The following is a 20,577-nucleotide window of genomic DNA, read 5'->3' on the forward strand; positions in this document are numbered from 1 at the left end:
ACGCCTCACAATTCGAGATAGGGATTGATTGCCTGACTGATCGTGCCGTCGCGCACGATGGGCGGAAAACGATGCAACTGGAGCAGGGTGCCAAGGCTCGTGACATCCGCAAGCGGAATGAACATCTGCCCTGCTGGCACGCTTTCGCTGATTTTGGTGTCGAGGTAGACGCCCGTTTCACGCACGGATTCGCCGGTTGCGTCACCAATGTCGAGCTTGGCTTCTAGCCTGATGGTGTTCGTATCGGTTGCCGAAACAGACCAAGCCGATCCGTCACTGAGAATGATATCGCCATTCGGGTCCGCCTTCATGTAGGACCGGGCGCGAACACGGGTAACACCAATACAGTTGGTCAGCGCGCTTTCCTGAGACAGCGCTGCCAGTTGCTGGTATTCTTCTTCTGGCGTGGGGGCTGGCAAACTATCCCACGCCACATCGCCAGAGCCAACCGCGATGAAGAGCGGGGCTTGCATAAGATACCGCGCGAAGGCGATGCGGGACCCCGCGACGAAAACGGATAGAGACATTATGAAAACCCTATATGTGCTCTGGAAGATGGCTTCCCGAAGCGATCATGGACGAAAGGTGCATTCTGGAACGTTTGGATTGCCGGGTTCGAATAGCGCGATAGCACACCCGCCGATGCCACGAAGATCGCAATGCGCTGGCGCAATGGCACATGGTACGTGGTCCGGACAAAGGATTTAACAATCGTATGCGTTCGAACACGAACGAAAGGCACTGGCCAGAACTTTGTGCGGACGTTCTGGTTGACGCGCAGCGACAGCACCGGCTCATCCGAGGCCCGGCGAATGCCAGACCAATCGTTGAGAAAGGCATCGCCATTGAGCCGATGTTTGTTCAACTGGAAAGCGCGGACATCCCAACCGGCGGTGACACGGGCGAACTCTGAGCGCAGCGGCTTCGACGCTTTGACAAGCTGTGTCATCGGCCTGACGAAATCGGTGTTTCTCACCTCAAACGGCAAGTGAACCTGAAACCACCACCATTTGCGCTTCTTGGCCGGGAACTCCTCTATGTCACCATCATGGTTGATCCACCGCAGCGCCTTATGTACGGCGGCAGGCGTACCGATGAGGCGTTGCCAGCTTACCCCTTCACGCAGAACAGCACGAAGGTCGGGCAGATAATCCGCAATTTCATTCAGCCCATACTCAGCGACCAAATAGGGCACGATCTGGTCAGGCGGATTGAACTTGAAACCCCGCAGCGATTCCACGCCCGGCATCAATGACGGGAGCTTGTCGAGGGATTCCGACAGGACGCGCTCCAACGGCGTGGGCGCTGCATCGTCGCCGAGGAGGTGCTGCCGTTCCATTAAAAGTCGCGTCCCATATAGTTGAGCTTGATTGAACCGGGCGTCAGGGCGACCCCTTCGGATGCGATGACTGGCGCCGAAGGGCTGCGAAGGCGAACTCGCTTTACGCCAGCGACATGCAGGCGTGCTTCAATCCATGAAGGCTCAAGATCGAAGCCTATCGCGGCTTCGGCTTGCCAAGCCTGCCTCAAAATTTCCGGCAGAGCATCCATCAAACCAAAAGCCGCATCGGGCAGCAGCCAGATATCGGCTTCAATATCCGTGCCGGATGCGACCGCAGGTTCGATGACAATCGTGTCATTGAGGAGTCGGACCCGGTCACTCATGATTTCGGCAGTTACCGCGTCTAGCATGCGCTGATCCGGGATGCCGCCGTTCTCGCTCGATAACACCGCGATATGGATGATCGGCCAGAACTTTTCCCGATAAGGCTTGACGCTTCGAATGCGCACATCCGCGCGTTTTGCTGCTGCGGCATACCACCATTCCGAACCGCCCGGCGAGCGCGCCTTGATTGACAGCACGGTACGGTCGCGCAGCGCGTCGTCGGTCTCGCCGGCCAGTCTCTCTACATCATAGAAAAATGCGAGATGATCGAGGTCGCCGCCGAGTGCGAAAGCCAGAAGGTTCGCCATGGCGGCGTCATTGATAGCGGCGCGCAACGTTACTTCCCGCATACTGTCGCCAAGGTGCACGACTTTCAGGATATCGGTTTCAAGGTGGCCCACATCATAATCAATGCCAGCCGCCAACAAGCGTTGGCGGAGATCAGCCATCCGATCAGCGAGGATGGCTTCAAAATAGAAAGTCTTGATCACCTCTGGCGGTGGCAAGGTGGAAAAATCGAAAGTGCTCATAACGGTTTCACCACGACAGTGCCGGAGGAAATGCCAAGCCCGAAGGTGAGGACGCGCTCGACGGTCATATCGCCCAGGTGACCACGGGGACGGTAGTCCACCAAAATCCGGAAACCTGCATGCCCCAAACGAATCTGGTCAACGGTGCCGGTTACGATGATGCGACGGACCAGAAAGCGCGGCTCCCAAAGGTCGATCGCCGTGGCAATAAGCGATTGGAAGGCAGCAAACAGGTGCGGGGTCATTTTGCGGCCCAGCAATTCGACAATGCCGGCCCCGAACTCGCGGCGCCCGACAAGCGAACCGATGCGGCGCATCAGGATCACTTCCACAGACTGGTAAGCCGATTCCAGATTGGAGATTGGCAGGCCAGTGAAGCGGCTAATTCCCACCATCGTTTTCGGCCTCGCCGCGTTCTGTCGACCTGGGCTTGGGGGCAACCGGCTCGATCCGCCCATGGTCGAGATCAAACCGGGCTTCCGACGCCGAAAGGGACATCTTGCCGGAACTTGGCACACGTGCGCCATTCACCCAGCCCACGCCGGGCCGGACGCGATAGGTATTCTTGCTCATGATGGGTTCTTTCAGTTCGCAGGTTCGTCGGTTGTCGCGCCGCCACGATCGACGCCGCCATGAATGTGCGTGTCGCCGATATTGGCTTCATTGTGCTTGACGTGGCCGTCCTTGAAGTCGACGTTGCCTTTGACGACAAGATTGCCGTCGATTGTTACAGTTCCGTCCTTGACGGTCACCGTGACGCCGAATGCCTTCAGCACGCTGGCGAGCAGATCAGCACTCGGCGGCTGGTTGACGTCGGAAAAGCCGCCGCGCAGCAAAATGCCCTGCCGTGCATCGCCGGTCGGATTGATCATCCCGACAATCTGGCCCTTCGATAGCGGCGCCCATGTACTGGTTGCGCCGCCCGATTCTGGATGCGGGTACCATGGCGACAGAAACGGCTCGCCATTTTCGTCCTCGCCAAGTTTGATCCGGTAGCCCTTCTTCGCATCGACCTGTTCGATGGGGCCGACTTTCAGGGATTTGCCGAAGGCTGTCTTCAGCATCTCTATGTCGATCTTCATTGCGAGCAGGTCGCGATACATCATGGCACCTCTGCTGTTGGCGACAGGCCATCAATTTCGATTGTGCTGCCGGTCCATTCCGGTGTTACCCGATCCACGTCCGACGCATGCGGACCAAGGCCCAGCGCAAGCAGTTCCTGCGCGGTCATCCCGTGCACCTGCTGCAGTCGTTCCCAAGGCTCGCGGTTTCCGGTGATGATGGCCTCCATGAAGGTGCCCTTCTTTTGCAAGCTTTCATCCTCGCTTGCCAGCGCAAGGGCAATAAAGCGCGCGAATGGCGCTTCGGGATCAAGCGGACATTTGGGTTCCGGGTCATCGATCAGGTCGACGATGATTTTCGTTTGATGGGCCGCAAGGCGAATACCATCGGCAATATTGCCGACACGGGTTCGCTCTGTCGAAACGGTGCGGTAGATGAAACTAAGGAATAGCTGCCCCCAGGCATTGTCCGGATCGGTCAGTGCCTGCACGATTTCCCGTGAAATCAGGTCGAGCGTGAATTCAAAATTCCCGTCGGTGCCGGGAATGCCAATTTCAGGAAGTCTGTTCTCACCAGTTTCCGGATCGGTAACGCCCATACTGGCCGTTACCCCTGTTTCGAACATGATTTCCGTTCGCCCGTTCAACAGCAGGGAGCGCAATTCATTATCGCCCACCTCCGTTTTCCCGGCATCGGTATAGATCGCGATGAAATACTGATCGGATTCTATGGTAACAGTGCCGCCACTATCGCTGTCGATAATGCCGATTTCGCTGTCCAACACATTCTTCAAGGCGCGGGTGCGGCCCTTGAGCGCCTCGACCGCAGTAATGCGCAGTGCGATGCGGGCAAGACTCATGATTAGGCATCCTTTGGTTTCAACGACGCGGATTCGCCCAAAATCGCATAAAAGCGCCGATGTGAGCGGGCATCCACGAATTGCACCTCGAACATCGGCTGGCCTTTGCGAGTAAGTGCGCAGACGCGGAAGCCTTTGGCGAGTTCAAGTTCCGGATACGCGGCGCGGTCAATCGCCAGTGTCGCCTTGCCGGCGGCAAGCTTGATATTCCAATCGGCATTGTTGCCGCCATCGGGTTGGAACGCATCGCGGCCCGCCGTTCGCAGGACGGCATTAATGTCGGCTGGTTTGCGCCCCAAAATCGTCTGTCCCTTTTCGAGGAAGAAGATGCGCAGCGGTTCGGCGAACTCCGCATCCACTTCTTCGTATAGCGCGTCCCGGTGTTCTTCGAAGGGCGACGGGCTCATTTCGATTTGCCGCTGTCGCCGTCCATTTTCAGGGATTCTTGCGTCTGGGCGGGGGGCTTCGTGGCTTCGGCCAGTTGCTCGGTCAGCATGGCGACGTTATTGCGTTCCGCGTCCAGTTCCTTGCCGAGCCTGTCGCGTTCATCCGCAAGGGCCTTGTTTGCATCCGACAAATCGGCCTGCAGGGAGCCGATCTCGCCGGAAAGCTTGACCTTGTCCGATTCCAGTGCGGAAATCTTCTTGTCGGCCTCATCCCGATCGGCAATCAGCTTTTCGTTCTCGGAGGCGAGCCGGGCGATTTTCTCATTGAGCGCTTCCAACGTTTCCGCATCCGCCCGCGCGGTTTCGGCATCCTTTGCTGCCGATGCGGCGTCCGCCTTCTTCCGATTCTCTGCCTCGACAAAATCATAGGCGATGCGGTCGGAAATCAGATGCTCGCCGTAAAATTTCGGCACTTCGATCGGCTCATGAGGGAGAACGGAAACGTTTGCAGGCTTTTCCAGAACCCCGGCAGGTATAATGCCGCCGTGCGGAAATGCGACGACGATAGTGGATTTCTTCGACATGGGTGAACCTCATGCATGAACACTGCGGCCCGCTTCAACGGACGCGGGCCTGTGCTTCTGATGCTGGTTAGAGGGTGATCCTGCGCAGAGCGCCGGGCTTGGTGCAAAGCGAGATTGGATTCGATTGCACTTCGATATCGACACCTTTGTCGTTGCGCATCGGAATCTGTTTCATGTAGCGCGGCAGACCCTTGGTATTGACCGTCTCCATGTAATCGGCCGGAGCAAAGCGGGTGATAAAGAGGCCCGGCGCACCCATCGGTGTGACGCGACCCTCGTTATGGTCGATATAGGATATGCCCAGATTGGCCGTGGCGCGCGAGCCCGTCTTGTACCGTTCGAACACAAACTTGCCGACCGTGAACTTGTCGGGGATTGCTTCGCGAAGCTGACCCGCGCCATTGGTGGCGAGGAAGGTTTCGCGGATGCGCTTATGCCCCCAAAGCTTGAGGTGAAGATTGCGCCCGGTCCAAACATGGAAATGATCGTAGAAACCGTCGAGATCATCTTCGATAGACCAGGCAACGTCCTTTTCCAGAATCTCATCGACCTTGGCAGCTTCGTTCCCGAGATCAAGCGATACGGGAGCCGGAACAGCAATTCCGAAGCGGTTGTACAGATCGTGCAGCACGCGTCCCGATTTCGAGGTTACGATACCCTTGATCGCACCGACGCGCTGATGTTCGAGCGTCATGTCAAGGTCGAGCAGGTGCCTGTCGACCTTGCTCATGACCCGATCGGTGACCTGTTCGACTTCGTTTTCAGTGCCGAAAGCACGAATATTTTGAACTTCGTCCGCCTTAACAGAGTCGTTTCGCTCGTAGTGATCCACATTGAACGGGATCAGATTGCGGTTCTCGCCGGTGGCAGTTTCGCCGGGCCCGCCGCGTTCGGTCGGTTCGACGAGGCTGAGGGAGCCGTCACGCTCCTCGACAGACACGATGGTTGTGGTGACACCATCTTCCTCGAACATACCGGAGGCGCCGATCTGGCCGGGGCGGTAGGGCTGATTGTTGACGGCCGCAGTCAGCGTCTGCACTGAAAATGCGTCATCGTTGAAGATATCAAGGGTTGGCATGTGGGAATCTCCTTAGCGGGCCTTGATATGAACGGCGCGCAACTGTTCGAGTTTTGCCGCCTGCTTGGCAGCGTCGTTGACGGAAGCGTCGAACACCAGCAGCGACGTTTTCACCTCGGCGTGCACATTGATGATGACGGCTTCTTCGTCGTGGTCTGTGGCATCCACGGCATAGCAAAGGATCGCCTTTGCAGTTTCCGCGCCTTCCTTCCCGGCGACTTCGTCGGCAGGGGAGGGAATGAAGCTGCCCTTGGTCGCAGTCAGTTCACCGAGAACGGTGCCGGGCTTGAGCTTGCCGGTGCCAGCGGGGATTTTCGCAACATCGCGCGAGATATGACCGTCGCCTTCATGCAGGATGAATTCGAGCGGGCGCGGACCCATAACCTTGTTTCCCATGGGTGGTTTCTCCTACTTGGCCGCTTGACGCCGGGAGGCGTAAATCTCGCCGGTGTTGATCTTTGCGGTTGGTGTTCCGGGCTTGCGCGGTGGCTGGGGTTGCGATTGACCCGAAGCGCGCATCCGTCGCTGTTCATAATCCTGCGCCGGGTCCGGTTCGGGCTGGCCTGCTGCTTCTACCTTCGGTGCCACGGTCAACGCCTTGATGGCATCTTCTGCCGACATCGTGGTGTCGTAAGCAAAATGGCTGGCCAGTTGTTCGCGCCCCGACGCTTCGGGGCTGGTCATGATGGCCTTGATCCGCTCCTTGGCCGCCTTCTCCGCGCTGGCGGTTGCGGCTGCGATATCGACGGGAGGCTGTCCCGCCGGCTTTTTGTCAGTCATGTCGTCATCCTCTTGACTGGTTGGTGCGGCGGCGGGTGCGGCCGCGGTCATCTCACGGTCGATGGACCATGAATTCATCTGCGCCAGGCGCTTGAGCCTGTCGGGCGCGTTGGCGTAAACCCGGTAATCGAAGGCTGAAAATGCAACGGCCTTGGCTTGTTCAGTTCCCGTGGCAAAACCTCGCTTCACCGCTTCATCGCCGGTCAGCCAGATTTCTTCGCGCATGTCGGCACGGATGGTTTCGGCATCTTCGCCCGTATGGTCGGCGTAAATATCGGCCATCAAATCGCCGAGCTTATCGAGCCGGGCGCGGGCCGCTTCATGCTCGTCCGCATTGCCATAGGTCACGGAAGCCGGATCGTGGATCATCATGAGCGAACCGGTACGCATGATGCGCTCATCCCCGCCCATAGCGATGACCGAAGCGGCGGATGCGGCCAGCGCGTCGATGTAGACGGTGACCTTGCCCTTGTGGGCCTTCAGCGCGTTGTAAATGGCCACGCCGTCGTCGACGTACCCACCTGATGAGTTGATGCGCACGGGAATATCGGTGGTGTGGCCGACCTCGGCGAGGGCGTCGAGCACATCCCGTGCCGTGAAGCCTTCATCCCAAAAGTTATCGCCGACGAACCCATAAAGTATGAGTTCGCCGTTCTGGAGAACGGGCATGTTGGAATCTCCTGTTTGGTCAGCAGAAGCGCATGCGCTTCGCGAACCGCCGGCGAGGACCGCCGCTGATGTTTTGACATTCTGCCGTCAGGCGCTCGATTTCCTGATCGAGCGCCGCGATATTGGTCTTGCCATACCGCACTTCATCATCACCGAAGCGCACAACTTCGGTCTGCCCGCCGGCGGCGATCTGGATGCGGAGACCGCGAAGCTTCTTGGCCGCTGCACACGGATCATCAAGATCGATTTCCGTTTTTCTGATGCGGATCGTGTTCATGCCGCAGCTTTCTTCTTTTGGTTGTCATCCGGCGGCTCATCTACCGGAAGCGGAGGTTGGTTCGGGCGCTCGTAGGGCGAACGCATACCGGCCGCGACATAACGCTGATGCTCGCGTAGCTGCTGATTGAACAGTTCATCGGTATCGATGCCCTTCAGCCCGCCTTCTATCGCAATGCTTGATGTGCCGTTCGCCAGCCGCTCAGAAACGGCCCGCTCACTTTTGTAATCGTCTGCAGTCGGCGCCGCCGGCCCTTGCCACTGTGCCCATGTGAACTTTTCCCGGTTGGCAGCGAAAACCTCGTAAGAGACTTTGAGCTTGATCCGCCCTTCACCGACCATCTCATCAAACCAGCTTTCGTAAACTGCCTGCAACATCGGGGCAGCAAGACGCTCGCGGCGACGCACGGCAATCGGCCATATAGTGGCGTTTTCCATGCGAACGGACGAATAGGTTGCGTCCGAATGGTCCATGGCGTAGCTGCTGTACGTAATACCGATGGCGCGGGCGGTTTCGCGGTCAAGGCTGCTTGCGAAAGGCAGATATTCCTTGCCTGGCGTAGCAGATGTCCGGAACTGCAGATCTTCTCCCGGCCCCAGCTGCGCGACAGTGGGTGTGCCGTTGATGCCAATCGTGCTTTCCCGCGCCTTGTCCATCTTGGCTTGCAAAAAGCCTACGAACTCGTCCCGAAGTTCTCCATCCTCCAGCGCTTCCAGAGCCTCGAATGCGTCCTTCGACGGATTCTCGCTTGTCAGCACAGCCGCAAAGATTGTTTGCAGGATGGCGGTTTGCAGAGTCGCTTCGTCCAGAACCTCTTTCTGGGCGTGCTTTCGGATCGCAGACGAAAGAACGGAAATGCCGCGAACGTCTGTTGCGTCGGTTGGGTCGAACAGATGCAGGACGATCGGTCGCCCTTCCGCGTCAAAAGCTGGATAGCGAACTTTCTGGGTAACGCCGTTGACCTTTTCCTCAAACAGATAACCGATCGGACTTCCGTCCTCGTCATGGTAGACGCCCTGAAACAGGTTTTCGAACTCATTGGTGTCCTGCACCAGCTTGCTCGGCGGGGTCATGCAGACCTTCAGTCCGGTCCTGATCCCCTTCGCCCGGCGCTTGGCGCGAGGCATGTAATCCAGAATGCCGGTGATTTCGCCGTAGGCCATGTACCAACGCAGACCGATATCGACCAGCTGCGGCAGAGTGAACTTGCCCCGCATGTCGCATTCGCGTGGATTCCAAGCATAACGCTTCCATTCCCGCTTTATCTGCGCGACGAGGGCGGCAACTTCATCCGGCGAATAGCCGAGTTCGGCGAGTTCCGGCTGCGGCTGCAAGACAAGTTCGACGCCGACAGTATCGACGAGAACCTGATCACATGCCCCTTTGAGCTTGCCGGAATTCTGGATGAAATCCAGTGCATAGGCGGCGGCACGCCGCCAGCTTCGCCGGATTTCCTCGCGGTTGTCGACAATGGAAACCTGTTGTGCGGCCAGAACACCGCTCTTGGAATCACGCAACATGCGTGCGGTTGGTCGCGTCGAAACGCCCGACAGCACTGTGCCGGAGCGCAGCGCACGGCCTACCCCTTTAATGCGGTCGAGCAACTTCATCGATTTTTCCATGCATTGCGCCGCGCTTCGGTATCGCGTGGCTTTTTCGGTTTCTCAGGCTTGTCGAAGACAGATTGCTCGGCATGGCCGAACAAATCATTCTCGGCTGGCACGCCATGAACCTTGACCAGCAGGTCGGCCCACCGCTCGGCGGTCAGGCGGAGTTTGCGTTCAAGGTGCCAGCCGAGTGCGAAGGCGTAAACGGTGGCGTCAAACCAGTCGTTTTTGCGCCCTGCGATCTTTTTCCAGATGCGGCCCGCCTTTGACGGGATAAGCTTTCGCTTGCCCCGTGACGGCTTGGCCAGAGCTTCTTCATCCGGATCAACGAGACTTTCGGCGGTCAACTCCTTGGCGAAGTCTTCGTCGCAAATGTCGTTGGCGATGTGCAGCGTGTTACGCGGCCATTGCCCGCTCTCATCGGCACCCAGCACCAGATTGGCGAGAGAGGCGACGACAGCGGTTTTCACATCGAACAGGCCAACCGGATAGAGAAGAACCTTTGCAATGATGCGCCGGTGCTTGTCCTTGATGTCCCGCTTGACTGGTGTTCCAAGCCAGGGGAGCCCCTGCGGTGCGCGGCCATCGAGCGCATAAACGTTCGCGCGTGGTGCGCAAAAACGATAAACGCGGTCGGTCGCGAAACCGGAGTCGACGCCGGAAAGGTCAATACCTTTCATACCGCCGCCGGCGGTCGGATATTCTCGCCCGAAAGCATCGGACAATTTGATCCACGGCTCGTCGCTTTGGTCAGGGGCTCCCTCGAAAATCTCCCGGTCGATGATCTGGTATTGGCCGCGCGGTCCAATGGCTATGACCATCCACTTGATGCCATAGCCCTGAACGTCGGCAGCGGAAACTACGAGACCGGCCCACGACGGGATGACCCGTGAAGGCTGGAATTCCTTGCGCACCGCCTCGACGATTTTCTCATGCTCGACGGCCACGCCGGCAGGGTCATAAGGCAAAGCCAAGTCCTGCTGAAAGAAGGTGCGCAGCTTGGTGACGTTGCCTTGTGCGTCCGTCCACCGGGACCAGATATCGGCCCAACGCTCACGTGGGGCATATGCGGCCCATAGATGCCAGGACGGTTGCCAGTCCCTGCAACGACCTTCGCAGGGATTGCAGCGCCAAAGCTCGATATCGGCCTCCGGTATCGCAAGAGGAATAGACTGTTCGCCTTCGCAAACCCGGCGGGCAATCCATTTTCCTTGCGGCAGCATTTCATGTTTGTGCCCGTCAAGGATGACCTCGTTGCAGGAAATGCAGCGGAAGTGCACCGGCAGACCTCTTTCAGGGTCTGCTGGCGACATGTTGTCGAATTCCAGTGCCTGATAGGTGCGGCAGTGCGGGCAGGGCAGGTAATAGTATCGCTGATCCCCAGCCTCGAAATCGTCGGTGATCGCACATGCGCCTGCAATTCCGGGAGTCGATCCCTGCCATTCCTTAGCAGTGTCGCCATGCATTTTTTGGCGGGCGCGGGCCTGATCGCGAGGACTGCCGCGACCGTCAACATCGCTCTGGTAGCCGGTGATCTCGTCCATGGCGAGATACTTGATCGACACCATCTGCAGGCCCTTGGATGAACCTGCATTGACGATCTGGCAGAAGCCGCCGGCGAAACGTTTGAATGCCGTGGTCGAGCCTTGTTCATCGCGGCTGTTGACCGGAAGCACCTTGTGCTTGATGCGAGGTGTCGCCTCAATGGTCGGATGAAGTTTGATGCGGTTGAACTTCGTCGCTTCTTCCAAGGTCGGCAGCACGATCATCATCGAGCCAGGAGCCTGATCGACGATAAAGCAAAACCAGTTCTCGATTGCGGTCGACTTACCAAGCTGCGCGGCCCAGCGGGCAGTGCAACGGCGCGCCGGGTGATCTGGATGCAGGCAATCTTGCGGCTCGCGCAGATACGGCACGCGATCGGTGCGGAAGTCACCCGGCCAAGGCGAGCCGGATTCAGGCGAAACCTTACGATAGCGGTCCGCGTGCTCGGAAATGGTCAGATTCTCAATAGGGCGGCTGGCAGTTTCCAGCCCCCGGAACAACACCAGTTCGCCACGGGGCAATTCCATGAATTGCTCGCGCGGCTGCGGGGCGTTCATATCTGCTCGCTTTCCTCTTTTGGTTCGTCGGTCGTGTCGGCCTCATCCCGCTGGCGCATGGCATCGATCCGTCCGAGAATTGTCTGATTGAAAACTTCCAGTCCCTTGCGGACAAACGCCTTGAGGACCATACGCGTGGCGCGTTCGTCGAACCCGTATTTCACAGAGGCGTTTGCGGCCTCCGTTTCCAGTGCGCGTTCGAACGCACTCTGCATCAGTGCGACTGCATCCCGGCCCGCACGATCCACTTCCGACACTTTGGTCAGTGTCTTGCGGCGTTCCGCCAAGTCCATTTCGCGCAGTTCGGCGTCGGCCTGGGCCTTTCGCGCTGCGCCATCGGACTGACTTCCCGAAAAGCGCGGCGCAGGGTTGAAGTTTCCCTGCGCCGCAATGGTCCGCGTCGTGGGAGGAGCCACGCGGATACGGATATTCTCGTTTCGGTGGGCGACCAGAGTATTGAACTCGACCAGTCGCGCCTTTCCGTCGTCGCGAAGCTCAATCGCTTCCGAATGTTGCTTCAGGTATCGCGACAGGGTCGAGCGCTCGACCAGATCGCCCATCGCGGTCAGCCGCGAGGCGGCTTCCGAAATCGAAATCCAATCACCGTCCGACATGGCGTCCCGTTTTGCGTTGTGTGTATGCACACGTGCAAGCACGTGTATCTGTGTATCGCTTTCAAAACGACCTACTGGCGAAAACCGGCAGTCGAGCCCGCCCGTCCCTTGGGTTAAAGGCGGATACGGTCCCTAAAAGGGGGGGGGTCAGGTGAGGAGCTTGCGGATGACGGACTCGACCCGAGGGGGCATGATCACAGTCGCCTCGCGCTCGAATGCATCGCGGGTCTCGCCGCTCACCATCTCGTCGGGGATGCGAACGTCTGACTTCACCTGCGTAACGCGCCGTTGAGAGGCGCGCCCAATTCGTCGGTAAACATGCCCCTCCAAATTCCAGTGCTTCACGTGGCGGTAGGGGAACTGCCCGCCCATGATGAAGGTGCCGGGGAATACGCGACGCTTCCCAAATGGCTGTGCGGCTACACCCTGGCGGGTTTCCCTTGCCCTGAAATACTTGAGGCGGATGAACCCGCCACGGGATTGCAGCGAATAGAACAGTTTTCCCGGTTTCGCGGTATCAACGTTCTTGACTGCCCGAACGATGACCTGCCGTTCCAGTCCTGTTTGTTTCGTAAGGTTGCGCACCACGCGGGTGCGGGCACGCCGCCCAATCTGATTGACGATACGCGGCAGAACGTTCGGGAATTCTGTTTGCAGCCGCTTGATGCCGCCGGCGTATCGGCGCAGCCCTTCGATGTTTTCCCATCGATAGACAAGCATTTCGTCGCCTCACTTTGTCGGTGTGCATATCGATCTCCTCGGCAGATGAGGGGATTGAAATGGACACCACTGCTGCACCCGACAGGCCAGCAGTGGAATTTCAAGGCTTTCAACGGCAATTCATGCCGCGCTGATATGGGGGTCGATATGAACCCAGGCATCAACCGAAAGGCGGAAAGTCGAGAGAGGCTGGTTTTGGATCACGTAAATCCCGGCATGGGCATCGACTGTGTTGTTTGCGACGTCAACTTCGCCGGGGATAGCCGCGGGCAGAGCGAATATGTCCGGAACGTGCAGTGCAAGTTCGATGCTGGGTCCGGCATAGATTGCAGGATCATAATCATTTGCGACAGCGTGACCGCTGGCAAAGAATGAAGCTGCGAGCACGGCAATGCAGCCGAAGAACAGACTTCGGATCAGTTTCATGGGATCACCCTCTGATTTTGTTTGGAGAACCATAAAGCGGATATGAAAAAACCCCGGTCGCGGTGGCGCCGGGGCTATCCAATCTTTTTTAGCATCCAAGGTGTAAGTCAAGTTATGGTCGCACGTCAATAGACATTTTCGGGTTCTGCTTGCGGATGCCCCTCATGAGCCCGGAAAAGCTGGACGCCGACCATATCTCGATCTTCGATCCACGGCGTCGCCGAGCGATGGGAAAAGGACAACTTCCGGCCTATCAAGCGGTTAATGAGGACTGATTCTAGCTGTGCCAGCGCAGCAACCCAAATCTGGTAGTCAATTCTCCCGAGAATATCTGCCGTGGGGTCGGGAGACAGGACGAATTTATGGTATGCGCCTCGGTGCGGCCTGCGCGAACGGTAGTTGAAGCCGTCAGTTTCGATGGAATATTCACGACCGAATGCGTCAATCGATTGCCGCCGCACAAACCACGCGGGGTAACCACCACGTTCGACTATGACGCATTCCGGTTCTGGCGCAGTGTGGTCAGGCACACGACCCAATACCGCGCTGGAAATAACAAGCGATGCGATGCCGGCGCTGCGCGAGCGTGCCGGGCGCAGCATCAGGCGTTCGGTTGCCCGTGCCACCGCGTCAGCCGTCAACCCGTCGAAATCTTGCCAGTCGGCAACCGGGTTCCAGCCGTCCGGGAAGAAAACATCAAAGCGGGCAAGATCGGCAACCGCCTTACCCACCTCAAGTGCATCCTCGTGCGGCGCACCCTGTTCGACCCACATACCGGGTTCTGGACGGTCGCGGTCTACAAGCGTCATGAGTTCTGCATAGCCCAGAACTTTTCCCCAAGACGAAGCCTCCAGTTGCCGCCATGCAGAGTGAATGCTATCCAGACCATCAACGCCGCCACCTTTTGGCAGTTCGTGGACGAAAGCCCAGACGAGAAGTTCATCAATCGTTACGGTTTTCATATTTTACACCACTTGCGATAGTTTGCACCAGCTTGCACCACTTAGAGAACTGGAAATCGAATAACAAAATCAAATATTTGCACCAGTTTGCACCAGTTTTGGCTTGTGCATATAATAAGCTTTTTCCCCCCATCCCCCTTTTTCCCTTATGTATACACAAGGAAAACTGGTGCAAACTGGTGCAAGTTGTTGAAATCATTTCATTTATCCCGTTGTTTAAACTGGTGCAGAGTGGTGCAAACTGGTGCAAACTACTGCACAGCATAAGTTCAATCATATCAAAGGGTTGCCGGTTTTCAGGAACGAAAGCCGTGCCGAAGGCGGGGTTGCGGGGGCGGAGAGCGAGCATCATCGCATGTGCGCCTCGTAATCATCAGAGCCGGACGTGTGAGCGGGTTTCGGAACCTCAATGAGGCGCAAGCCGTGGTATTTGACGGTGCGTCCATCCTCCTTTCGATACTTCTTTTTCATGATCAGCCCGAATCTGGTCAGCGAGATAGGCTTGCCCCCCCTGATCGACCGTGAAGTCAACATAGGCTTGATAGAAGTCCTTGGCGGTCACCTCGCCATGTTCATCTGCCTGAATACACCGGGCGCAGAAAGCGGACGTGGGGTCCATTTCGTCGCGATATTCCTGTGTTTTCGCCTCGACTGACGCGGGTATGACCAGCCCCTCGCGCAGGAAGATCAGAACGCCCTCTATGAGCCAGTTCAAAATGCCCGGATATTCCGGTTGGAATTCGGAAACGACGTCCTCAAATTCGCGCTGTTCTTCCTTTTTCAGCGTCACGGGCCAGTGGACCACCACCATACGACGCCAGATGCCGTTATCCGTACCCGTGATGCGCGGATAGCCGTTGCCGGACATATGGCCGGTGAAGATGGGCTTGAAGTCGAAATAGCCTTGAAACAGGTCACGGACGGTAAAGTCTTCACCGCCGGTCAAATCCTTCACCAGATTTTCACGCAAGTCCTCGCCTTCGGGCAATTCCTTCACGCGCAGGAAGCGACGGCCATAGAGTCGCGCCATGTCGGGCGAGGCAGCGCCGCCGGAGTTGCCTTCGCCTATGAAGGATTCGGACGGGAGCGTTACGGAGACTTCACCAAGAAGGCGGCAGAGCGTTTCCATATAGACCGACTTGCCGTTCGCACCGAAACCATAATGGAAGAACAGTTTCTGCACCGTGATGCCTACCAAGCCCAACCCAGAGGCAACCTGCACCATTCGACGCACATCATCGCTTGGCAGCATTCGCTTTAGGAAAGCATCCCATTTCGGGCATTTGGCTTTCCGGTCATAGGCAACTGGCACAATCTGGGTAATCAGATCGCCGCGACGATGCCCCTTGATGGCCTGTACGCTCGCCGTTTTCTTTTCAACGGTGGCGGGGATATCCTCCCGGTTGTCATCGGGGTCATCATAGGCAGGGTTCCTCACTTCCTCGATCTTGCGAGAGAAAATCAGCGTATGGTCCAGCAAGGCCACCTTGAGCGGATCGGCGTTGAATTCGTCGGGCGAACGCATCACATGCGGCGCGAGACACGTTAGCATCGCTTCCAGCCGCGCGCGGTTCTTCGACGTGACTGCATGATCCATGCGCCGCTTTTTGCGCTTGGCTAGGTTGGCCTTTGCATTCAACGCGGCGTCGGCCAGTTTCTTTACGGGCCTTGATCGCTCATCTTCCGGTTTCTTCAGGGCTTCCTTGCCAAGTTTGACGGCTTCTTCTTCTGCCGGGGTGTATTGCAGAAATTCCGTCTCCATGGCGATGCGCCCGCCAAGCTGCTGCGCTATCGCAAGCGAGCGAGGGTCGCCCGTGTCGATATCCCAATGCGTGCCGTCCCAGATGGCATAAGTCGCCTTGCGGGCCTTGCTCTGGGCGAGCACCAGCATATCCTCGCCAAAATGACGCTGCAGGCGCTCCGCGTTGTCGGTGTCGGAGTGGTCGAGCGCAGCGCAGGCTCTCACCACTTCGCGGTCAACATGGCGATCTCCTCGCGCCGTGGCCATTGGCTCGCCATCCTCGGGGGAGTGGTGATCCGGCAGACCATCGGTAGCGGGGTTGCGGGGATCGATGTCGGCAGCTTCCGCCTGTCGTGAAGCTTCGGCCATGATTGCACGCACTGCGGCCGGTATATCTTGGGTATTCTTTGTCACGCGGCACCTGCCATCATTTCAGAAAAGTCCATGCCTGCCGGGGGCCATGCAATCGCAACACGCCGTCCCTGCTTGGCAATTCTCGCCTTCGCCCGCGCCATTGCGGCGGACGTCATCACGCGCTCGGAATCCCCATCGCCCAAAAGCACAATCTCGCGCACGTGGTCGCCGACCCAGAAACCATCTTCTGGCCCTTGGTCCGGGCGCGGGACCGGCCCTTGCACCATGACAGTGCGCAGACGGCCCTTGGCGTCCTCTTTCTTCAAGGTCGGGTGCGCGAAACGGGATGCCGGGTCGGCAGGGCCGGACAGATTACCCAGATCGCCTGCTGCGAAATAGAATGTGTCTGGGCGAAGGTTCTCTGCGCGGGCAACAGCCAGCGTGTTTTCAATACCTTCGCCACCGACCCAGCGCGCCCAACTTGGATGACCCACAAGCGGGATCAGTCCGCCTTTCTTGCTGCCGCGCATTTTTTTTGACGGCAGTAGTTCGCCTGTTGCAGGGTCTATGATCTCCGGCCTGCATTTTGGTCGTTTGTCGAGGTCGATCCAGGTGATATGGCAACCAATGACACCAAGATCAGGGCCGATAATAGGCGCGATCATGGCGGGCCCCTCATGCAGCAACTGGTCACCATGCCAATAGGGGACAGGCGCACCGACGCGCAGCCATTCGGATTCCGGGGCACAGGCACCCCGCGCCATTAGATAAAATCGGCCATGCGGTGCCGAGGCTGAATAGAGCGTGGAAGCACGACGATATATACCGCGCGCCTTGTTACGCTCGATCTCGCGATAATTCGCCTGGCTTTTGGCCTGCTCATCCTGCAATTTGGCATTGCGCCTGCGCTGTTCTTCCAGCCGCTCCATGCGCGAAGCCCGGTCTTCATCGGATTCCCGTTCGCCACCTTCTGGGATTGGTTGTCCGAGAAGAATTGAGCAGGCTTCGAGCAGCCCTTCGCGATTGCGAACATTGAGACCGTGCACGTGCGCAGCCATGCCAATGGCGTCATTTCCGCCGGTACCACCCTGCCGGCAGTTCCATTTATTCTTCTGGGTATTGAACGCGAATGTATCCTTGCCGCCGCAGGCGGGGCAGGGCTGCGGGTGTTCGCTTCCACGCGGGTTGCATTTCAGGTTGAGGCGATGCGCAGCATCTGCGATCGTGATGGCGCGTGCGTCCTCGACAAAGAGTTTCAGGGCCGTGCTCATTGAGAACCACCTGTTACCTTCCGGCGAGCGAGCGCATTTCGGCTCGTCACCATGGTGTAGCCATCGGGGAAGCGGACCAGAAAGGAGTTCATAACCTTGGCGCGCACGTCGACAGCGCATGGCTGGCCTTTACGGCCCTGCCGGTCCCAACGGTAAAGATAGGGGAACTGGACTGAGGAGGTCATTCCGCAGCCTCCATCCGTAGTGCCAGATGACTGCAATTGGCGGCAACGAGCGCGGCGGCGACCGGCGGCGAAACACTGTTGCCGCAACAGGAAACCTGCACCGATTTCGAGAATGTCTCGCCATTGACGCCGCGCTCGATCTCATAATCTGCCGGGAAACCTTGCGCGAGATAAAGCTCGCGAGGCACCAGCATGCGCATACCGATGTCCACGATGACATAAACAATGCCGCCTGCCTCAATGGTCACAAACTCGCGTTCATCCCAAAATCCATAGGCGCGCAGGAAGGCGGCAACCTCACGTGCCCGAGCGATCTGCGCAGAGGTGAATGGCGGTACATTAAGTGCGGCTTCGACATGCCCGTGCCGGTCTTTCGTCGTGACAGTCCTGACAGGCTGGTTTTCTTCTCCGCCATCGCCGGTGCCGTAATAGGCTTGCAGATATGGCGCCACGACGCTTTGCTGCGAGCCGGTTTGCGTGACGGTCGAAACCGGCTCGCCCATGGAACGGCCCGGATTGACACCGCCGTCTCGGCGGCTGTCATTGTTATGCTGTGCCATATAAGCGGTAATCAGGCGGGACTTGCCTTGGCCGTCAGGCATGACCGTGTGCGCCGGCTCATCAAGGCCGTGGCCGGTTGAAGTTCCGAAATCGCGTGCAATCAGTGCAGTAGCGAGCGCGTGTTTTGTGCCGCCCGCGACTACAGTGCCGAGTGGCCTATCGATATCCAATGACCTCGGTGCCTGAGCCGACCGCTCACCATAACCAACCTGAACGAGTGCCGGGGCGATAACGCTGTTCTGATCTTTCGTGCTGGCAGTGATGGTATGCGAGGGGCTTTCAATCGAGCGGGTCGAGCCGCCATGCTGCGCTGCTGTCAGCACCGGGGCGACGACAGTCAGGCCGACCCCGCCCGCCGTGATGGTATGTGTCGGCTCGTCGGCTCCATTGAAGGGCTTGCCCGCATTGCGCATTGTCATGAGGTGAGGGGCGATAACGCCTAATGGCGCAGCGCCGCCGGGCCGCTTGATATCACTGTTGGCCGTTACAGTAGAAAGCGGTTCGCGCGCATCCTGCCCTGTGGCTCCGGTGTTGAAACGGATAACGGACGGCGCAATCAGCGCATTGGAGATTCCGCCAGCGGTGACGACGCCATGCGGCTCTGACAGAGGATATTCCCTGCGCCCGCCACTATCGCCATGCGCAACAGATGCCAGATGCGGTGACACGACAGCCTTTTCCCCGCGATGCGCGCCGGTGATGGTCTTGAAGGGTTCGTCAACCGCTTCGACGCGCCCGCCGTGGGTCAAGTTGACAAGGAATGGGCGCTCTGCGTCGAGCACATAGCGTTTCATGCCGCGCGCGACACGGGCCATGGTGTTATTGGCAAGAGGTCGAACGGCACGAAGCCCATGTTGTTCCATGATCTGTTCGGACGTATCGAAGATGGAAGGGCAGGGCAAAGACCAGTCGATGATTTCCGCTGCGGTGCGCCACGCAAGCTTGCGATCGGCAATAACGTCCGGATCGCTTGGCGCACCGTGCGTTGGCTTTGGCCAGACGATGGGTTGACCGTCGAAGCGTATAACGGCGAAAAAGCGTTTGCGGATTGTCGGCGCACCGTAATCGCAGGCCCGCAATTCGCGCCATTCGATCTTGCCGCCGAGCGAGCGGATCTTGCGGCACCATTTTTTGAAGTATTCGCCCTTGCGCTCCGGGTCGGGCAGCAGGCCGCGCGCTGTTTCGATCAGCGGGCCGTAATCCTGAAATTCCTCGACGTTTTCGAGTATGACGACATCAACCTTGCCGCCGCTCTTCTGGATGCGCTCAATCCAGCCGGGGATGATCCAGGCGAGGTCGCGGATATTGCGCTCGACCGGCTTGCCGCCCTTGGCTTTCGAGAAGTGCTTGCAGTCCGGGGAAAACCAGCCCAGCCCGACATGCGCGCCGCGCAAATAGTCCAGCGGGTCGATCTTGTAGACGTTTTCGGAAAGGTGCAGCGTTTGCGGATGGTTCGCCCCATGCAGTGCGAGCGCGGCCGCATTGTGGTTTATGGCGATATCGGGCGAACGCCCCAACGCCATTTCGATGCCCGTTGAGGCACCGCCGCCGCCTGCAAAAGAGTCCACGATCAAGGGCAGGCTCATAGCGCACCCCCGATTTCTTCGCGGCCTCGCACGCCCCAGCACTGGTCGATGCTCCATGTGCGGCAAATGGTGTTGAGGTAGGAGCGGACCTTGTAAAGCGACATGCCCGACGCCTTGGCCATTTCGCTCTGGGTCATCCCCATTTCGCGAAGGAGCGTCAGCCCTTCGACAATCATGACTGTCGGCAGGTCAGGCGTGAAACTTTGAGGCGTGATGCTGCCGGGCTGGCCGAATGTGATCATGGATAAACCTCTCGTCTGGTGGCGAGTTCGTTGCTGTTAAAAAATGAAGGAGAGCGCTCCAGCCATTCGCAGAGCGCGAGAAAGGATTCCGTCGGTATGCTCTTGCCGTGGATCGCGCGGCGAACATCGTCCCTTGGGATATCGCAGAGCCGAGCAACGTCGATCTCCCGCAGATGCGAGCAGATGCGCTTGCGGTCGACGTACATGCCGAAAATCGTGAAGTCGGTGGAGAAGGCGGCGGTCATCGGCCCGCCCTGTCGATTATGAAATTCGGACAAAAATATCCGAACACTGTTGACATTCGGACAAAAATAT

General features: G+C 58.2%; 26 protein-coding genes. All 26 read right to left on the reverse strand.

All coding sequences use genetic code 11. The features are described 5' to 3' along the window. Window positions 1-5: 5 nt before the first annotated feature. The 26 genes from ABWW28_RS18225 to ABWW28_RS18350 all read right to left on the reverse strand — a co-directional run bounded on the left by ABWW28_RS18225 (window position 6) and on the right by ABWW28_RS18350 (window position 20,507). The gene (locus ABWW28_RS18225; RefSeq protein ID WP_353391677.1) at window positions 6-527 is read right to left on the reverse strand and encodes a BW3TFN family phage tail fiber component; all 522 of its coding nucleotides are present in this window, start codon (window positions 525-527) and stop codon (window positions 6-8) included. After that, window positions 527-1,339 carry a phage tail protein gene (locus ABWW28_RS18230; protein ID WP_353391679.1) on the reverse strand — a complete coding sequence of 271 codons (813 nt, stop codon included), beginning with the start codon at window positions 1,337-1,339 and terminating at the stop codon, window positions 527-529. The genes ABWW28_RS18225 and ABWW28_RS18230 overlap by 1 nt, the downstream gene beginning before the upstream one ends. Next, window positions 1,339-2,196 carry a baseplate J/gp47 family protein gene (locus ABWW28_RS18235; protein ID WP_353391680.1) on the reverse strand — a complete coding sequence of 286 codons (858 nt, stop codon included), beginning with the start codon at window positions 2,194-2,196 and terminating at the stop codon, window positions 1,339-1,341. The genes ABWW28_RS18230 and ABWW28_RS18235 overlap by 1 nt, the downstream gene beginning before the upstream one ends. Then, complete coding sequence (locus ABWW28_RS18240; RefSeq protein ID WP_151599127.1) at window positions 2,193-2,591, reverse strand: GPW/gp25 family protein; 399 nt, start codon at window positions 2,589-2,591, stop codon at window positions 2,193-2,195. The genes ABWW28_RS18235 and ABWW28_RS18240 overlap by 4 nt, the downstream gene beginning before the upstream one ends. After that, window positions 2,578-2,769 (reverse strand): hypothetical protein, encoded by a 192-nt coding sequence (locus ABWW28_RS18245; protein ID WP_353391683.1) that lies wholly within the window; start codon window positions 2,767-2,769, stop codon window positions 2,578-2,580. The genes ABWW28_RS18240 and ABWW28_RS18245 overlap by 14 nt, the downstream gene beginning before the upstream one ends. An 11-nt stretch (window positions 2,770-2,780) precedes the next feature. Then, the gene (locus ABWW28_RS18250) at window positions 2,781-3,302 is read right to left on the reverse strand and encodes a baseplate assembly protein (RefSeq protein WP_353391685.1); all 522 of its coding nucleotides are present in this window, start codon (window positions 3,300-3,302) and stop codon (window positions 2,781-2,783) included. Further along, the gene (locus tag ABWW28_RS18255; protein ID WP_353391687.1) at window positions 3,299-4,117 is read right to left on the reverse strand and encodes a hypothetical protein; all 819 of its coding nucleotides are present in this window, start codon (window positions 4,115-4,117) and stop codon (window positions 3,299-3,301) included. The genes ABWW28_RS18250 and ABWW28_RS18255 overlap by 4 nt, the downstream gene beginning before the upstream one ends. 2 nt (window positions 4,118-4,119) lie before the next feature. After that, window positions 4,120-4,524: a hypothetical protein gene (locus ABWW28_RS18260; RefSeq protein ID WP_353391688.1), complete on the reverse strand. Its 405-nt coding sequence runs from the start codon at window positions 4,522-4,524 to the stop codon at window positions 4,120-4,122. After that, window positions 4,521-5,087, reverse strand: coding sequence for a hypothetical protein (locus ABWW28_RS18265; RefSeq protein ID WP_353391690.1), 567 nt, complete (start codon window positions 5,085-5,087; stop codon window positions 4,521-4,523). The genes ABWW28_RS18260 and ABWW28_RS18265 overlap by 4 nt, the downstream gene beginning before the upstream one ends. A 67-nt stretch (window positions 5,088-5,154) precedes the next feature. Then, complete coding sequence (locus ABWW28_RS18270; protein ID WP_100652592.1) at window positions 5,155-6,165, reverse strand: major capsid protein; 1,011 nt, start codon at window positions 6,163-6,165, stop codon at window positions 5,155-5,157. A 12-nt stretch (window positions 6,166-6,177) separates the two neighbouring features. Next, window positions 6,178-6,561 carry a head decoration protein gene (locus ABWW28_RS18275; protein ID WP_353391692.1) on the reverse strand — a complete coding sequence of 128 codons (384 nt, stop codon included), beginning with the start codon at window positions 6,559-6,561 and terminating at the stop codon, window positions 6,178-6,180. Between the two features lie 12 nt (window positions 6,562-6,573). Further along, the gene (locus tag ABWW28_RS18280) at window positions 6,574-7,614 is read right to left on the reverse strand and encodes a head maturation protease, ClpP-related (protein WP_353391694.1); all 1,041 of its coding nucleotides are present in this window, start codon (window positions 7,612-7,614) and stop codon (window positions 6,574-6,576) included. A 19-nt stretch (window positions 7,615-7,633) separates the two neighbouring features. Further along, on the reverse strand, window positions 7,634-7,891 hold the full coding sequence (locus tag ABWW28_RS18285; RefSeq protein WP_100652596.1) for a hypothetical protein: 258 nt from the start codon (window positions 7,889-7,891) through the stop codon (window positions 7,634-7,636). Beyond that, window positions 7,888-9,501, reverse strand: coding sequence for a phage portal protein (locus ABWW28_RS18290; protein ID WP_353391696.1), 1,614 nt, complete (start codon window positions 9,499-9,501; stop codon window positions 7,888-7,890). Before ABWW28_RS18290 ends, ABWW28_RS18285 begins: the two co-directional genes overlap by 4 nt. Beyond that, on the reverse strand, window positions 9,498-11,600 hold the full coding sequence (locus ABWW28_RS18295; RefSeq protein WP_119040711.1) for a terminase gpA endonuclease subunit: 2,103 nt from the start codon (window positions 11,598-11,600) through the stop codon (window positions 9,498-9,500). The genes ABWW28_RS18290 and ABWW28_RS18295 overlap by 4 nt, the downstream gene beginning before the upstream one ends. Beyond that, window positions 11,597-12,214 carry a hypothetical protein gene (locus ABWW28_RS18300; protein ID WP_025089756.1) on the reverse strand — a complete coding sequence of 206 codons (618 nt, stop codon included), beginning with the start codon at window positions 12,212-12,214 and terminating at the stop codon, window positions 11,597-11,599. Before ABWW28_RS18300 ends, ABWW28_RS18295 begins: the two co-directional genes overlap by 4 nt. Before the next feature lie 147 nt (window positions 12,215-12,361). After that, a complete protein-coding gene (locus ABWW28_RS18305; protein ID WP_353391700.1) occupies window positions 12,362-12,934 on the reverse strand; it encodes a hypothetical protein in 573 nt (190 codons plus the stop codon). Window positions 12,935-13,054: 120 nt separating this feature from the next. Continuing rightward, a complete protein-coding gene (locus ABWW28_RS18310; protein ID WP_353391702.1) occupies window positions 13,055-13,471 on the reverse strand; it encodes a hypothetical protein in 417 nt (138 codons plus the stop codon). A gap of 14 nt (window positions 13,472-13,485) precedes the next feature. Beyond that, entirely contained in the window at window positions 13,486-14,322 is an 837-nt protein-coding gene (locus tag ABWW28_RS18315) for a hypothetical protein (RefSeq protein WP_353391704.1), read from the reverse strand. Then, window positions 14,303-14,674, reverse strand: a complete 372-nt coding sequence (locus tag ABWW28_RS18320; protein ID WP_353391706.1) for a hypothetical protein — start codon at window positions 14,672-14,674, stop codon at window positions 14,303-14,305. The genes ABWW28_RS18315 and ABWW28_RS18320 overlap by 20 nt, the downstream gene beginning before the upstream one ends. 54 nt (window positions 14,675-14,728) lie before the next feature. Continuing rightward, complete coding sequence (locus ABWW28_RS18325) at window positions 14,729-16,477, reverse strand: DNA primase family protein (RefSeq protein ID WP_353391708.1); 1,749 nt, start codon at window positions 16,475-16,477, stop codon at window positions 14,729-14,731. After that, window positions 16,474-17,688 (reverse strand): DUF7146 domain-containing protein, encoded by a 1,215-nt coding sequence (locus tag ABWW28_RS18330; RefSeq protein ID WP_353391709.1) that lies wholly within the window; start codon window positions 17,686-17,688, stop codon window positions 16,474-16,476. Before ABWW28_RS18330 ends, ABWW28_RS18325 begins: the two co-directional genes overlap by 4 nt. Further along, window positions 17,685-17,873, reverse strand: a complete 189-nt coding sequence (locus tag ABWW28_RS18335; RefSeq protein ID WP_353391711.1) for a hypothetical protein — start codon at window positions 17,871-17,873, stop codon at window positions 17,685-17,687. Before ABWW28_RS18335 ends, ABWW28_RS18330 begins: the two co-directional genes overlap by 4 nt. Continuing rightward, a complete protein-coding gene (locus ABWW28_RS18340; protein WP_353391712.1) occupies window positions 17,870-20,020 on the reverse strand; it encodes a DNA cytosine methyltransferase in 2,151 nt (716 codons plus the stop codon). Before ABWW28_RS18340 ends, ABWW28_RS18335 begins: the two co-directional genes overlap by 4 nt. Beyond that, entirely contained in the window at window positions 20,017-20,262 is a 246-nt protein-coding gene (locus ABWW28_RS18345; protein WP_353391714.1) for a FaeA/PapI family transcriptional regulator, read from the reverse strand. The genes ABWW28_RS18340 and ABWW28_RS18345 overlap by 4 nt, the downstream gene beginning before the upstream one ends. After that, complete coding sequence (locus ABWW28_RS18350) at window positions 20,259-20,507, reverse strand: hypothetical protein (protein WP_353391716.1); 249 nt, start codon at window positions 20,505-20,507, stop codon at window positions 20,259-20,261. The genes ABWW28_RS18345 and ABWW28_RS18350 overlap by 4 nt, the downstream gene beginning before the upstream one ends. Between the last annotated feature and the right edge of the window lie 70 nt (window positions 20,508-20,577).

It is taken from the genome of Brucella sp. NBRC 14130 (genome assembly GCF_040371715.1).
GTDB classification, from domain to species: Bacteria; Pseudomonadota; Alphaproteobacteria; order Rhizobiales; family Rhizobiaceae; genus Brucella; species Brucella intermedia.

Excerpts from the sequence above, each read along its gene's own strand:
- ABWW28_RS18225 (WP_353391677.1), bottom strand. The coding sequence starts at position 527 with ATGTCTCTATCCGTTTTCGTCGCGGGGTCCCGCATCGCCTTCGCGCGG.
- ABWW28_RS18230 (WP_353391679.1), bottom strand. The coding sequence starts at position 1,339 with ATGGAACGGCAGCACCTCCTCGGCGACGATGCAGCGCCCACGCCGTTG.
- ABWW28_RS18235 (WP_353391680.1), bottom strand. The coding sequence starts at position 2,196 with ATGAGCACTTTCGATTTTTCCACCTTGCCACCGCCAGAGGTGATCAAG.
- ABWW28_RS18240 (WP_151599127.1), bottom strand. The coding sequence starts at position 2,591 with ATGGTGGGAATTAGCCGCTTCACTGGCCTGCCAATCTCCAATCTGGAA.
- ABWW28_RS18245 (WP_353391683.1), bottom strand. The coding sequence starts at position 2,769 with ATGAGCAAGAATACCTATCGCGTCCGGCCCGGCGTGGGCTGGGTGAAT.
- ABWW28_RS18250 (WP_353391685.1), bottom strand. The coding sequence starts at position 3,302 with ATGATGTATCGCGACCTGCTCGCAATGAAGATCGACATAGAGATGCTG.
- ABWW28_RS18255 (WP_353391687.1), bottom strand. The coding sequence starts at position 4,117 with ATGAGTCTTGCCCGCATCGCACTGCGCATTACTGCGGTCGAGGCGCTC.
- ABWW28_RS18260 (WP_353391688.1), bottom strand. The coding sequence starts at position 4,524 with ATGAGCCCGTCGCCCTTCGAAGAACACCGGGACGCGCTATACGAAGAA.
- ABWW28_RS18265 (WP_353391690.1), bottom strand. The coding sequence starts at position 5,087 with ATGTCGAAGAAATCCACTATCGTCGTCGCATTTCCGCACGGCGGCATT.
- ABWW28_RS18270 (WP_100652592.1), bottom strand. The coding sequence starts at position 6,165 with ATGCCAACCCTTGATATCTTCAACGATGACGCATTTTCAGTGCAGACG.
- ABWW28_RS18275 (WP_353391692.1), bottom strand. The coding sequence starts at position 6,561 with ATGGGAAACAAGGTTATGGGTCCGCGCCCGCTCGAATTCATCCTGCAT.
- ABWW28_RS18280 (WP_353391694.1), bottom strand. The coding sequence starts at position 7,614 with ATGCCCGTTCTCCAGAACGGCGAACTCATACTTTATGGGTTCGTCGGC.
- ABWW28_RS18285 (WP_100652596.1), bottom strand. The coding sequence starts at position 7,891 with ATGAACACGATCCGCATCAGAAAAACGGAAATCGATCTTGATGATCCG.
- ABWW28_RS18290 (WP_353391696.1), bottom strand. The coding sequence starts at position 9,501 with ATGAAGTTGCTCGACCGCATTAAAGGGGTAGGCCGTGCGCTGCGCTCC.
- ABWW28_RS18295 (WP_119040711.1), bottom strand. The coding sequence starts at position 11,600 with ATGAACGCCCCGCAGCCGCGCGAGCAATTCATGGAATTGCCCCGTGGC.
- ABWW28_RS18300 (WP_025089756.1), bottom strand. The coding sequence starts at position 12,214 with ATGTCGGACGGTGATTGGATTTCGATTTCGGAAGCCGCCTCGCGGCTG.
- ABWW28_RS18305 (WP_353391700.1), bottom strand. The coding sequence starts at position 12,934 with ATGCTTGTCTATCGATGGGAAAACATCGAAGGGCTGCGCCGATACGCC.
- ABWW28_RS18315 (WP_353391704.1), bottom strand. The coding sequence starts at position 14,322 with ATGAAAACCGTAACGATTGATGAACTTCTCGTCTGGGCTTTCGTCCAC.
- ABWW28_RS18320 (WP_353391706.1), bottom strand. The coding sequence starts at position 14,674 with ATGATGCTCGCTCTCCGCCCCCGCAACCCCGCCTTCGGCACGGCTTTC.
- ABWW28_RS18330 (WP_353391709.1), bottom strand. The coding sequence starts at position 17,688 with ATGAGCACGGCCCTGAAACTCTTTGTCGAGGACGCACGCGCCATCACG.
- ABWW28_RS18335 (WP_353391711.1), bottom strand. The coding sequence starts at position 17,873 with ATGACCTCCTCAGTCCAGTTCCCCTATCTTTACCGTTGGGACCGGCAG.
- ABWW28_RS18340 (WP_353391712.1), bottom strand. The coding sequence starts at position 20,020 with ATGAGCCTGCCCTTGATCGTGGACTCTTTTGCAGGCGGCGGCGGTGCC.
- ABWW28_RS18345 (WP_353391714.1), bottom strand. The coding sequence starts at position 20,262 with ATGATCACATTCGGCCAGCCCGGCAGCATCACGCCTCAAAGTTTCACG.
- ABWW28_RS18350 (WP_353391716.1), bottom strand. The coding sequence starts at position 20,507 with ATGACCGCCGCCTTCTCCACCGACTTCACGATTTTCGGCATGTACGTC.